We start from the raw sequence: 13,370 nt of genomic DNA, 5'->3' as shown, positions 1-13,370 counted from the left end.
ATAAAATTATCCTTACTATTTTCCCAATAAAGGCTGTTCCACAATGGATGTAGGAGAAGTTATGATGTGATACTCGGGAAAAATTAATCAATCGCATCCTATTAACGAGAAAGGAGAAGAAGATGTGTTTAGTGCTGAAGTTGAAAAAACAATTTCAGATTTTAATCTCTCAGGGAAAATTCCCTGCCGCTTTCGGCGGGGTAATTAATTCTGCAGAACGTTCGTTAATTGCTAAAGTTGCTGATTGAGGTGTCCCTCTCATTGAGGTTAATATGAGTATCCATTTTGTTCTTTTTCTGACGAGACATATCTATTTCGGTTTTGTGGCGGGATAAAACATGTGTAAAACTGAATTTTTTTGGAGAGATTCAAATATTATAAAATTTTCTGCTTAAACAGCCCAGCTGATCGTAATTTCTTTTCAGCATAACCTTAGTTATATTTAACCAAATTTATTAAGTACTAATGAACGAAAATTTAAATAAAAAGCTTGTGTACGACCCGCTTCATGAGCTAATGGAATATTATTCTAAGGCTAAGACTGAGACTAAGGCTAAGAGTAAGAAAAAAGCCATTTCTATCGAGGATAAATTAAAGCAAAGGATCATTGATGGTGACAAGATCGGACTTCAATCAGATTTAGATGACGCGTTAAAAAAATATTCTGCATTAGAGATTATAAATGAAATATTACTTGATGGAATGAAAGACGTCGGTGAATTATTCGGAGCAGGGCAAATGCAGCTTCCATTCGTACTGCAAAGTGCAGAAGTGATGAAAAACGCAGTTTCATATCTTGAGCAATTTATGGAAAAAACCGAAGGGGATTCAAAAGGAAAAATTGTTCTTGCAACAGTTAAGGGAGATGTTCATGATATTGGAAAAAATCTTGTAGATATTATTCTAACAAACAACGGCTACACGGTTTTCAACCTTGGGATAAAGTGTTCTGTCGAGACAATGATAGACGAGTTCAACAAGCGAAATGCCAATGCAATTGGGATGAGCGGACTCCTTGTGAAATCTACTTTAATCATGAAGGAAAATCTCGAAGTTATGAACGAACAGAATTTGACTATTCCAGTTGTTCTTGGAGGGGCGGCATTAACTCGGCGATTTGTCGAAAATAATCTTTCAAAAATTTATAATGGGCATGTTCACTATGCTGCAGACGCTTTCGACGGTTTACGATTTATGAAAAAAGTGAAAGCGGGAGAGTTCTCATCAAATATCAATCAAACAGAAATTTCTTCACAAGATGTGGAAGAACAACAAGATTCACTTGTGGGAAGCGATGCTAAAATATCTTTGTATGAAAAAACAAATACTAATCGTCAAAGCAACATCACTCGATTGGATTCACTTCCTAAACCTCCGTTTTGGGGAACCAAGCTGGCATTAGATATTCAGCTTGATGAAATTTTTCCATATATAAATGAAACGGCATTATTCAGAGGACAATGGCAATACAAGAAAAAAAACAAAACGGATGAAGAGTATGACTTAGTTCTAAAAGAAAAAGTGCTGCCGGTTTTTGAAAATCTTAAAAATGAAATCAAAACAAAGAAACTGTTGAATCCGGAAGTTGTTTATGGATATTTTCCAGCACAATCTGATGGGAATGATTTGATAATTTTTGTGCCTCAGACTTACAGCGAGAATCAAATTACAAATATTTGGGATTTGAACGGTGAATTAAAAGTTAATGAAGTAAAAGAATACCTGCGATTTACTTTTCCACGCCAGAATAAAGCACCGCATTATTGTATTTCGGATTTTATTGCACCTCTCGGTTCAGACAAATTTGATGTAGCAGCATTTCAAGTTGTAACAGTTGGAAAAACCGCATCCGAATATTCGCATCAGCTTTTTAACGATGATCATTATACTGATTATCTGTACTTCCATGGAATGTCAGTCGAAACAGCAGAAGCCCTTGCTGAATACTGGCATAAAAAAGTAAGAGAAGAGCTTAATATTGCAGATAAAGATTCTCGTGATATAAAAAAATTATTTCAGCAGGGGTATCAAGGGGCTCGATTTTCGTTTGGATATCCTGCTTGTCCAAATTTGGAGGATCAAAATAAAATTTTCAAACTTCTTAATCCTTCAAGAATCGATGTATCATTGACAGAAGAATACCAGATGATTCCAGAACAGAGCACGTCGGCAATAATTATTCATCACCCGGAGGCAAGATATTTCTTGATCTAAGATGAACAACACAGATTTAATCTATGAAGTCGATATCCGCGAGTTGTTCAATCGCTTCAAATCAAACATCAACTCAATTAAAACACTGAATGACATTCCCGATAACTTTTTCATTGAATTGAAAAAAATCGGAGTAAAATACATTTGGCTGATTGGAATGTACGAACAAAGTCTGACTGGTAAAAAACTTGCATTCCAACTGCAAGAACTTCATGGAAGATATTCAGAATGCCTATCAGACTGGACCGAAAAAGATATTGCTTCATCTCCTTATGCAATAAAAAAATACGAAATTGCAAAGGGATTCGGCGGGAAAAAGGTATTTAATACATTTAGAAAAAAGCTGAGAGATAAATTTGATATTGGAATTATTCTCGACTTTGTCCCAAATCACGTTGCTCTTGACAATCCAATTGTAGGTAAAAATCCAGGATATTTTGTGAAAGTAAATGAGCCTATCCCACCGGAGCGCGTTGAAAATTATTTTAAACATACGGGCATCAAAGGAGAAATTTTTCTCGCACACGGGAAAGATCCATTTTTCCCTGCATGGAAAGACACATTGCAGTTAGATTATCGTTCAAAATCAGTTCATAAATACATGATTAAAGAGCTGTTAAAGATCTCAGAGTTATGCGATGGTGTAAGATGCGATATGTCGATGTTATTATTGAGCGAAGTGTTTAATGTGAATTGGAAGGATTATCCTCTTCCGGGAGATATCGTCCCAAGCGGAAAAGAATTTTGGTATGATGCAATTTTATCGGTGAGAAAAGTAAATCCCGATTTTCTTTTCATCGCGGAAGTTTACTGGGATAAAGAAAAAACAATGCTCGATCTCGGATTCGATTATGTTTACGATAAAAAACTTTACGATTGTTTAACGCAATACAATTGTCCGAGGTTACGGGAATACATTCAACATACATTTACGTTTGAAAAGGGAAGATTGGTTTTTCTCGAAAATCACGACGAACAAAGAGTGACTTCGATACTGACTCGGGATAAGCATTATGCTTGTGCCGTTCTGAGCTATACGCTTCCATCTGTAAAATTACTGCATGAAGGACAGATGGAAGGGAGAAAAATTCCTCATGCGATTCAATTAACTAGAATTCAGCCCGAAAAGATTGATGTTGAAATCCATCAATTTTACAAAAAACTATTTGAGCTAGCTCAGAATTCAGCGATAAGGGATGGATACTTTAAAGCATTAATCCCACTTGCAGCTTGGGAAAGAAGTCCCTCATATCAAAACTTCATAATTTATTTGTACGAAAATGATAAACTTGAAAAAGATTTAGTAGTTGTAAACTTTTCTGGCTATCAATCGCAATGCCGTGTGAAAATTGAGAGCTTCGATTTAATCGGCAACGAATTTTTAATCGAAGATAGAATGAGTGATCAGAAATATCAACGCAGCGGCGATGAAATGTTTTATGAAGGATTATTCCTCGAGCTGATGCCTTATCAATCGCAAATATTTCAGTTTAAAAAAATATAATTTATGGCGCTGTCAAAAGCAAAAATAAAATTCCTTGCAAGTCTAAAACAAAAAAAGTTCAGAGAAATAGAAAATCGATTTCTGATTGAAGGGGAAAAAATTTTATCAGAATGCATACATTCCGACTGGGAAATAATAGAAGTTTTCTTATCAAATGAAGTTGTTAAGAAGAATAGTCAATTCGTTGAATTGATTAAGGGCAAGAAAATTCCCATTACGATTATTCCAGCGAAAGAGTTTGAAAAATTCTCCAGCGATAAAACTCCATCTCAAATTGCTGCTCTTGTTGAGCGAAAACAATTTTTAGAAGATGAAGTATTTAATTTATCGAGTAAGAAATTTCTCATTCTGCAAAATATTTCGGATCCGGGAAATTTTGGAACAATTATCCGCTCAGCAGATTGGTTCGGAATTAATGGAATAATATGTGATGAGTCAACGGTTGAACTGACCAATCCAAAAGTTGTTAAAGGTTCGATGGGCTCAATTTTCCATTTGCTGATTTTACATAATGTTCACCTTCTTTCATTTTGTGAGAAGCTAAAATCATCCGGAATGAAAATAATTTCAACTTCAACAACGGGAAAAGATTTATCTCAATTCGATTTCTCTGAAAATTGTGCAGTAATTTTTGGGAATGAATCAGTGGGAATAAGTGAGCAAATAAATAAAATCGCAGACGAGACTATCGCAATTCCGAAATTTGGGAAGGCGGAATCACTGAACGTATCTATAGCGGCATCAATCATATTATATGAGTGGACAAGGAAATTCTCTTAAAAGAAATCTTGAATGAAATTGCAGATTAAATTCTGCTCATAGTAGAGCAGAAAAAAACCTTAAAAGTACAGCTCGTTTGACGGACTGCCGATTATTTTTACCTCATCTTCAAAAGTTCCGCCGCACAGCGAACATTTTTCAACATAGAGTACATTGGGTGTCTCATTTGCGAGCAGGGGAATGAAATCTAAAATAACTTTACAAGCCAGGCATTGAACAACATGTTCTTTTTCTTTTTTACTGCGGCATCTTTCACATAACATTGAATCGGAATTTTCGATTTGGCTTGCTCGGATGAAATGAAACAATTTGCAGTTTTCGTTTATACACTGCATGAAGTGGAGCTTATCTGTAAAATCCAAAACTTAAGGGCACCTATTTTTTTGGTTACAAATATATCATTAATTGCGGGAAATCAAATGTAAAAATTGGTAAAGGAAAAATTTTTGGAGTTATGAGAATATTTGTGCCTGATCCAATACTAAGGATCAAAAAGGCAGGAATTAAAATTCCTACCTTTCTTTCAAATATTCAAGAATTGAGTTAAAATCTGTTTCATTAAGCTTCGATCTTGCTGTCATATCATTCATGATTTTTTCCCACTGCAACTGGGAATATTTATCGCGATCATAAATCTTATGACAGCCGCCGCATTTTGAGAAATACAGATTTTGTCCTTCCGGAAACTTTGTATCATGCTTAAATGCTGGATTCGAGCATCCAATGAGAAACAGAAAAAAGACAAATCCGGACATCAATTTCATTATAATTCAACACCTAAAATAGTTCTAACTTCATATTTCTCGTGTTCTTTCAGATCTAAATTCTGTCCTGTTGATGGACTGCCGGCAATTTGATGCAAGAAGTTAAATGTTAAATAAAAACTTTCAGTTTGGAAATTTATTGTCGGGCCAACGAATGTCGCTTCGTTCTTGCTCTTTTCGTATATGTTTTCAAAGTTCCTGTGATTTCTGAATTCTACGCCTAAACCAAACGAAGGCGTAACTTCATAAAGCAATCCACTAGTAAGTTCGAATTTAGATTCGGTTTTATTGTCCGCTACATATCTCTCAATTTCGGAGACTACGTTAGCTACAGCAATGAAATTGTCAAATCGTTTTGAAAGTAAGAGTTTCGGTTCGTAAACAATTTTATCGCCTCCATATGCAAATTCAAAGTAAAGAGCCGGGTCTATGAATATTTCATTCGGATTCGTTAATCTGTATCTGAATTCGAGTGAGGTGGTACTTAGACTAAATCCTTTTGATGGATAACTATTGTCTTTTGATCGGACTTCGTTGAAATTGAAATAGAGAGATGCAGTAAATCTATCGGTTACACCATATTCGAACTCTGCTCTTGGTTGCCATCGATAATAAAATCCAGCATCTTTGCCGATTCTGCCTGTATTCCAAATCTCTAATTCAAAAGCACCTTTCGGAAGAGTGTACGAAGTATAAGATCGTCCAAAATATCTTCTATCTGCAAAAGAGTTAATATTTATTGCAAAAAGAAGTACGGTAACTAGAAGAAGAAAACGTTTCATTTAAATCCTTATTGATTCTTATCATTATTTAGACCAAATCTAAATAAGAGCCATTTAAAATCCAAATGATTTTTTTTATGAATTGATTATTGAGTTGTATCGTTTTTTTTGAAGTTAAAAGAAGATAAATTATAATTCAAAAACGCAACTATGCAAAATTAGGAGTAAGAAATTATGGGTACATTCGATAAAAAAGTCGATGCATACATCGGAAAATCCAATGAGTTTGCCAAACCGATACTGAACAAATTGCGAACACTGGTACACAAAGCCTGTCCAGATGTTGAGGAAAAAATTAAATGGAGTTTCCCTCACTTTGATTATAAAGGGATGATGTGCAGTATGGCTTCATTCAAAAGCCATTGTGCATTTACATTTTGGAAAGCAAGTCTAATGAAAGATAAATACAAGGTTTTTTCAAATGTAAAAGAATCGGCAATGGGACATCTTGGAAGAATTACATCACTGAAAGATCTTCCATCGGATAATGTAATGACTGAATACATAAAAGAAGCAATGAAGCTAAATGACGAAGGGATTACTCAACCAAAAATCAGTTCAAGCAGGTCAAAGAAAGAACTGATTGTTCCGGATTATTTTATTAGGGCGATTTCAAAGAATAAAAAAGCTTTAAAAGTTTTCGATACGTTCAGCTACAGTCACAAAAAAGAGTACGTCGAATGGGTAACGGAAGCAAAAACGGAAGAAACACGAAACAAGCGCCTCGCTACGACGGTCGAATGGCTCGCCGAAGGAAAAGGACGCAATTGGAAATATGAAAAGAAATAAAGATGAATTATCGCTGAAGATTAAGGATACTGTATGTGTTTACTTTAAATCCGAGTGAATCAGTTTAATCCGTGAAATCTGCGCTCTATTTTTTTTGAAGATGGGCAGACATTAAATACAATTCACTCAATATTCTATGCCTGAGGCGACTTGACTTTCCGCTTCGATTTTTTCCGAATATCGTTGCTTATATTTACTCTCAAAGTAATCGATGACTCTGTTTTGCAGTGCGTCTTGATATCTAACTTTTTCAGGGTGATTAATTTGCTGCAATTTTTTATGAAGCCGCTGTGCTTGGAGTATAAATATCTCAATCTTCGACTGAATTATTTGCGGAAATAAATTCCCATCAGTTTCGATGGCCAGGAATGGGAGATTTTCAAGTTCCGCTGAATATTTTTTCAATGTTTTTTTCTCTGCGAGCTCCTTGCCAGAAAGAGTCATTTCAGAATTTAGAATTGACTCTGCAACTCGAGACGGCATGCAGCTGAATGGACCAAGAGCAACAACACCGGCCGTGTGATCCATAATTTCGCTTAATGCTAATCCGATAGTAAGAATTGCTTCGCCATGCAATTGAGGATTAATCAAGTGTTTTGCCTTGTTCACGAGTTTTTCAATATCAATTAATTCATACTCAATCAAGCCTGTCTTAACAAAACATTTTTTAATTCTCTTTTCAATCTTCTTTTGAAAATGATCTTTTAAATAGACTCTCGCTTTCTGTTTAAGACTTAAAGATTCTTTCAGCAAATCTTTTTTCATCAAATAGCTTGAATAGAATACGTACTCACCGATTGGTGCAACTTTTACCAAAACATTACTCTCAAGCAATCGATTTATCAATTCTTGGCGAGAAAATTCATCATTCCGAACAAAAATTTCTCCTGTCAAGACAACCTTAACAGCATCATTATACGAAATCCTCTTTTCAATCCCTGAAATTACTTCTGCTGCTGATTCCATTTGAGAAAAAACATTTTCCAATGAATCGTGTTCAAGTGAATAAATGACTTTTTCCCATTCTTTATTCAGAGTTTCAACAGCCGAAGTTTTGTCTTCAGCTAAAACCTGAAGGGCGAGATTCATATTTTGAAAAACATCGCCTAGTGTAATTGCTGCCCAACCGCGTTTGATGAAATCATCATCAAGTCCATCATAAGAATTCTCATCACTTAAAGTGTAAACACCGACATTCCTTAATTCCTTTTTTCTAATCAATTCCTTTAAAAAGTTTTGATATTGGCCTAATCTGCAGGGCCCAGCAGATTCAGCCATGAAAAAAAGAATCTTCTCCTCTTCACTTGCCCGATTATTACATGCATTTAAAAGCGAACCGGAGCAAAGTATAAGCGGCAAACATTCTTTACATGAAGTATTTCCTCTTCCAAGCGAGAGAGTTGTATAATCGTAAACAGGCAAAGCTTTTGAATTCACCCCAATATTTCTGAATGCGGCAGCAAACGCAGAAGTCGAATATTCTCCCATACTTGGAATAAACATTGTTATAGAAGGATCTTTGATGGAAAGTTCTTTCGAATCCGAATCGACTATCGTATAAGTATCTTTAATATTCAGCTGTTTGAATTTTGTTTTGCTCTCTTCGATAAATCCAAGCTTCGAAAGTTCTCGGTAACGAGTGATGATGTCGAGCGCCGCTTCAATTCTTGTATTGATTCCCGCATCCGCTGAGTGACTATCGAGTTCAAGCGTGAGCGAGGGTTTATTCCCCATCACATTTCTAAAATATGTAATTAAAAAGGAATCAGGTCCGCAGCTGAAATTTGTAATGTACGAGGCAAATAACTGTGGATGTGCTTTTACGAATCTGCACGAACGCATTATTTGACTGCCTGCTCCCCAGTACATGTGAGTAAAGCTTTCATAGTCTTCACTTGGGAGAAAATCGTGCGGAATGATAGTTATATTTCTGGATGCAAATTTTTGAGGGATACCGAGATTCGCTTCCTTCGCAAACGAATTGTATGAGCGTCCAAATAGCACAACAGCGAAATCATCAGGATTTTCTTGCAATTTAGAAAGAACGTTTCTACCGATCTGCTTGAATTCCTTGAACATTTGTTTCAACTCTCCAACGGCAAAATCGAAAGCTGAAGAAGCTTCAAATCTATCTGTTCCAAGGTGTTTAGCGAGTTTTAAGAATTCATCCTTTACCGATTCATAACCGTTCGAAAAGTTTAAAATTGGTGTGAGAATTTCAGTTCCATTCAATTGATTTTTGAAGGTTGTCCGCAGATAATAATTTTCTGATTGGACAAAGACACAAGTCTTGTTGTAATAATTCGACTTAGGATCGAAGACTTCCTGTATGTGAGGCAGAAAAATATAGTCTGGATTTTTACCAATTAAATCTTGAAAGAACCCATGTGCAAGTTCAACAGGGAAACAAAACGCCGCCTGCTGCTTTTCTATCCCCTCTTTCCGCGGCTCATCTCCCAGAATTATTTGAAAACCGAGCTGAGTAAAGAAATTATAAAACAGAGGATAATAAGTATTCGTCAAAAAAGATTTTGAGATACCGATTAACTTTGCATCTCTCGAAAGTTCTTTCGGATGAATGTATTTTTCGAAAACAAGTTTTTGCCTCAAGCTTACAAGATTCTTTTCGATAACATTCTTAGCCGAGACATTTTTTCTATCGTAATATTTATTACATGCACCGCCGAACGGAAATTTCTTTCCATTTATTGAAATAATTGAAATGCTGCACTTTCTATCGCACTTTTCAGCACCGCCAGCACAAATGAAATCCGTGCCGTATTCAACTTTTCTTTCAATCAAATCCGCAAGAGAAAATTTTTTTTGCTCAACTAAATTTAGCTCGAGTCTTTTCTTTATCTCAAGAGCGGCACCAAATGCCCCCATCAATCCAGGTTCAGGTGGAACGATTATTTCCTTTCCGGTCAGTGCAGCCATTGCAACCGGAACGGCTTTGTTGTAGCAAACTCCTCCCTGCATAAAAATCTTTTTGCCGGTTGGGCGATTCCCTTTTACTCGGTTCGCATAGTTCAAACATATCGAATAGACTAAACCTGCAATAATATTTTCTTTCGACAATCCTTCGTGCAGTGCGTTCTTTATGTCGCTGCTTATAAATGCCGAACACTGATCGTTAAAGTTCGGCGGTTGATCTGCTTTAAGAGCAAGCTCTCCGATTGAAGTGTAATCAATGTTCAACGACTCCTTTGCCGCTTCCTCAAGAAAAGAACCTGTGCCGGCAGAACACGCTTCGTTCATCGCGTAATCAGAAGGTACGCCCGCGGTTATGTAAGTGTACTTTGCATCTTGCCCGCCGATCTCAAAAATTGTATCGACTTCTTTGTCGAAATAAATTGTCGCATTTGCATGTGCGATAATTTCATTTACGATCCCGTCAGTTTGCGCGTGAAGACCAGATATGTATCTGCCGGAACCCGTGGCACCAAGTCCAATAATTTTTATTGAAACATTTAGTTGCAATAGAAGACTTTCGTAGCATTCGACAGATGCTTTTATCGGATCGCCGTTTGTTCTCAAATATTCAGATGCAATTATTGCGTTATCTGAGACTTTCATCAAGACAGCTTTGGTAGTGGTCGAGCCGACGTCAAGACCTAAAATGCATTCTTCACCTTCCGAAGCTTTTGAAAAATTAAATTCTTTGAACTGAACTTTATTGACATGTTTTTTCAGATCGTCAAAAAACGCGAAGGTTGAAAGTTCTTCTTTGAAAAAAGATTTTCCGTTCAGAGGAATTGTAATATTATTATAAGAATAGCACGCAGCACCAAGTGCTTCAAAGCAGGCTGCTTCGTTTGGAACTAAAATATTTTCAAAGTGATCTTGCAAATATTTGACTACAACATCGTTCTGAGTTACACCGCCGATCAAAATTACATTTTTAGGATTGAGAATTGAAGTAAGCTCGATCACTTTCTGGGCAACCATTCGCGAAAGTCCGGCGACCACTTCCCCCTTTGCAACACCTTTGTTCAGGGCGTGTGTACAATCGGATTTACAGAAAACCGAACATCGTCCCGAAATACTATAGGGATTTGAGGAATCTGAAAGATCGATTGCTTCATCGAGCCCCAAGTCCATACGTTTTATCTGCTGAAGAAAAAATTCACCTGTTCCGGAGGCGCATTTATTCCCTGTGATGCATTTTGAAATTTTGTTTTTCTCGTCTAATTGATAAACGATAAAATTCTCTCCGCCAATGCTTACCACAATATCAGCAGAAAGTTTTAGATGCTGCAGTGCAAGTTCAACAGCTTCAGGTTCGGGAATTGATGTAAGATGCATCAATTTGCGGAATTTTCTTCCAGTCACAGCAACTTTTTCTACACTCTCATTTCTTAAAATCTCTTCGATCACATTCTTCGGATCACCGTGATGCGGCACGGCTGATGAAGAAAATATTTCTTGTTTGCCAAATGAGTCGATTAGCCGAACTGTTGTAACAGTCGATGCGCCAATGCAAATTCCAAGTGATTCTTTATTTAACATTCATTTCCTAAGTAACTCTAAAATGTACTAAGACAATATAAATATTTTAAGACTATAATTAAAAGGGCGAGAGAAATAACAAAGAATGGGACTCAGATTTTTATGATTGTTCACGATAATACTGATCAAGCTCATAAATCCGCATTCTTGCATCTTGTGAATCACAAGACTAACTTGCACGCAATCTTTTGAAATTCAGATTTAAGGAGACAGAGTGCCGACATCATTTTCAAACTTAGACTTCGCAATTGTTATTATCTATTTCATAATTGTCCTTTCTATCGGATACTACTTTAGAAAAAAAGGGAAAACCAGCACAGATTATTTTCTTGCCAGCAGAAATGTTGGCTGGATTGCAATTGGAGCGTCTTTGTTTGCAACGAACATTTCAAGTGAACACTTTCTTGGATTAGCTGGAACCGGCTCGAAATCAGGGCTTGCTGTTGGACATTTTGAGTGGCTCGCAGTTTTAATTGTACTTTTGCTTGGCTGGGTCTTCACTCCATTTTATTTGAAGTCGGGAGTTTTCACTATGCCCGAGTTTCTCGAAAGGCGGTATAATTCAGCTGCGAGATATTATTTAAGCATTGTTTCCATCATTGCATACGTTCTCACAAAAATTTCTATTTCACTTTATGCAGGAGGAATTTTATTAAATGCTGTTGTCGGCTGGGATATGTACACCTCTGCAATCGTGATTGTTTTGATCACCGGATTGTACACGGTTATTGGCGGACTCGCTGCTGTAATTTATACTGATTTAGTGCAAATGTTTATCTTGATTTTTGGTTCTATTGCACTCACGCTAATCGGATTGAACCAAGCAGGCGGATGGGATGCAGTGGTTGCGAGCACACCGATTGATTTTTGGAGTATGTTCAAACCGATGAGCGATCCGGATTTTCCATGGACAGGCATCGTTTTGGGTGCACCTATCTTGGGAGTGTGGTATTGGTGCACGGATCAATATATTGTTCAAAGAGTTTTAAGTGCGCGCAATCTCGATCATGCACAGAGCGGAACTATCTTTGCGGGATTTTTGAAAATATTACCTGTCTTTATTTTAGTTCTTCCTGGAGTGATTGCATACAGTCTTTCGAATGGAGAAGTGACAGGCGATAAAGCTTATGCATGGATGGTGACCACGCTGCTTCCATCCGGATTGAAAGGAATTGTTGTTGCCGGCTTGCTTGCCGCATTAATGTCTTCCCTTAGTGCGATGTTCAATTCAACTTCAACTCTACTCACGATTGATATTTTCAAACGAATGCGTCCGAACGCCGATGAACAAAGAATCGTACGATTCGGCAAGCTCGCTACTGGAGTTATGGTTTTACTTGGTTTGTTATGGATTCCTTTCATTGGATTATTGAGCGATGAAAGAATGTATGTTTATCTGCAAAGCGTACAGGCATATATTTCCCCGCCGATTGCAGCAGTTTTTCTTTTTGGGATTTTTTGGAATGGAGTAAATGGAAAAGGAGCCATCGCATCGCTTCTAACTGGATTAATTCTCGGTGCTTTTAGATTTATAATTGAAGTTCAGAATAAAATCGAGCCGATCCAAAATGAATTTCAAAAATACATTGCTGAAGTGAATTTTCTGCATTACGCTGTTTTTCTGTTTGTGGTTTGTTCATCTGTTTTGGTTGCAGTCAGCTATGCAACATTAAAGCCTGAAAAGACGCAGCTAAAAAATCTCACATTCTCTGAAGTCGAGGTCGATTTTCATAAGAAGACAAAATGGCGGCACGTGAATATTGTCTTATCAATTTTACTTATTTTGATCTTATTGTCGTTATGGTGGGTGTTCAGATGATATCTTAGACTTCAAAGGTTGTATCAATGTTTTAAGTTATTATTTCACTACAACCATTTTTTTCGTTTCAATAAAATTTCCCGCTTTGAGCTGATAGAAATAGATCCCAGTGGATAATTGAGAATTGAGAATTGATAATTGAGAATTATAAATTCCTGGGTCATTAATTTCATCAACAAGCGTTGCAATTTCTCTCCCGAGCACGTCAT

The 13,370-nt window shown here is 36.7% G+C and carries 10 protein-coding genes; 5 read left to right on the top strand and 5 right to left on the bottom strand.

From position 1 onward, the window contains the following. The first annotated feature begins 465 nt into the window (after positions 1-465). Genes FJ213_07760 through FJ213_07750 form a run of 3 tightly spaced genes read left to right on the top strand, consistent with a single transcriptional unit; the run spans position 466 to position 4,498 of the window. On the top strand, positions 466-2,214 hold the full coding sequence (locus FJ213_07760) for a hypothetical protein (protein ID MBM4176053.1): 1,749 nt from the start codon (positions 466-468) through the stop codon (positions 2,212-2,214). Between the two features lies 1 nt (position 2,215). Beyond that, entirely contained in the window at positions 2,216-3,718 is a 1,503-nt protein-coding gene (locus FJ213_07755) for a hypothetical protein (GenBank protein ID MBM4176052.1), read from the top strand. Between the two features lie 3 nt (positions 3,719-3,721). Continuing rightward, on the top strand, positions 3,722-4,498 hold the full coding sequence (locus tag FJ213_07750) for an RNA methyltransferase (GenBank protein MBM4176051.1): 777 nt from the start codon (positions 3,722-3,724) through the stop codon (positions 4,496-4,498). Between the two features lie 59 nt (positions 4,499-4,557). Here FJ213_07750 and FJ213_07745 read toward each other — a convergent pair whose 3' ends face one another. The 3 genes from FJ213_07745 to FJ213_07735 all read right to left on the bottom strand — a co-directional run bounded on the left by FJ213_07745 (position 4,558) and on the right by FJ213_07735 (position 6,044). Continuing rightward, positions 4,558-4,806 carry a hypothetical protein gene (locus tag FJ213_07745; protein ID MBM4176050.1) on the bottom strand — a complete coding sequence of 83 codons (249 nt, stop codon included), beginning with the start codon at positions 4,804-4,806 and terminating at the stop codon, positions 4,558-4,560. 204 nt (positions 4,807-5,010) lie between these two features. Beyond that, the gene (locus tag FJ213_07740; protein MBM4176049.1) at positions 5,011-5,262 is read right to left on the bottom strand and encodes a hypothetical protein; all 252 of its coding nucleotides are present in this window, start codon (positions 5,260-5,262) and stop codon (positions 5,011-5,013) included. Continuing rightward, a complete protein-coding gene (locus FJ213_07735; GenBank protein ID MBM4176048.1) occupies positions 5,262-6,044 on the bottom strand; it encodes a hypothetical protein in 783 nt (260 codons plus the stop codon). The genes FJ213_07740 and FJ213_07735 overlap by 1 nt, the downstream gene beginning before the upstream one ends. Positions 6,045-6,218: 174 nt before the next feature. Here FJ213_07735 and FJ213_07730 point away from each other — a divergent pair, with 174 nt between their 5' ends. Further along, a complete protein-coding gene (locus tag FJ213_07730) occupies positions 6,219-6,833 on the top strand; it encodes a hypothetical protein (GenBank protein MBM4176047.1) in 615 nt (204 codons plus the stop codon). A gap of 126 nt (positions 6,834-6,959) precedes the next feature. Here FJ213_07730 and FJ213_07725 read toward each other — a convergent pair whose 3' ends face one another. Further along, the gene (locus tag FJ213_07725; GenBank protein MBM4176046.1) at positions 6,960-11,342 is read right to left on the bottom strand and encodes a hypothetical protein; all 4,383 of its coding nucleotides are present in this window, start codon (positions 11,340-11,342) and stop codon (positions 6,960-6,962) included. A 214-nt stretch (positions 11,343-11,556) separates the two neighbouring features. Here FJ213_07725 and FJ213_07720 point away from each other — a divergent pair, with 214 nt between their 5' ends. Beyond that, positions 11,557-13,161, top strand: a complete 1,605-nt coding sequence (locus tag FJ213_07720) for a sodium/solute symporter (GenBank protein MBM4176045.1) — start codon at positions 11,557-11,559, stop codon at positions 13,159-13,161. Between the two features lie 39 nt (positions 13,162-13,200). On the opposite strand, the gene FJ213_07715 is transcribed toward FJ213_07720, so the two are convergent. Next, positions 13,201-13,370: T9SS type A sorting domain-containing protein (locus FJ213_07715; protein MBM4176044.1), on the bottom strand; the 170-nt coding region annotated here is incomplete at its 5' end.

Source organism: Ignavibacteria bacterium (assembly GCA_016873845.1).
GTDB lineage: Bacteria > Bacteroidota > Ignavibacteria > Ch128b > Ch128b > JAHJVF01.
Note: the sequence above shows the minus strand (reverse complement) of the source record. Positions and strands in the feature narration are given on the sequence as shown.

What these genes read in the sequence shown, in the direction of transcription:
- FJ213_07760 (MBM4176053.1), top strand. Translation starts at nt 466, where the DNA reads ATGAACGAAAATTTAAATAAAAAGCTTGTGTACGACCCGCTTCATGAG.
- FJ213_07755 (MBM4176052.1), top strand. Translation starts at nt 2,216, where the DNA reads ATGAACAACACAGATTTAATCTATGAAGTCGATATCCGCGAGTTGTTC.
- FJ213_07750 (MBM4176051.1), top strand. Translation starts at nt 3,722, where the DNA reads ATGGCGCTGTCAAAAGCAAAAATAAAATTCCTTGCAAGTCTAAAACAA.
- FJ213_07740 (MBM4176049.1), bottom strand. Translation starts at nt 5,262, where the DNA reads ATGAAATTGATGTCCGGATTTGTCTTTTTTCTGTTTCTCATTGGATGC.
- FJ213_07735 (MBM4176048.1), bottom strand. Translation starts at nt 6,044, where the DNA reads ATGAAACGTTTTCTTCTTCTAGTTACCGTACTTCTTTTTGCAATAAAT.
- FJ213_07730 (MBM4176047.1), top strand. Translation starts at nt 6,219, where the DNA reads ATGGGTACATTCGATAAAAAAGTCGATGCATACATCGGAAAATCCAAT.
- FJ213_07725 (MBM4176046.1), bottom strand. Translation starts at nt 11,342, where the DNA reads ATGTTAAATAAAGAATCACTTGGAATTTGCATTGGCGCATCGACTGTT.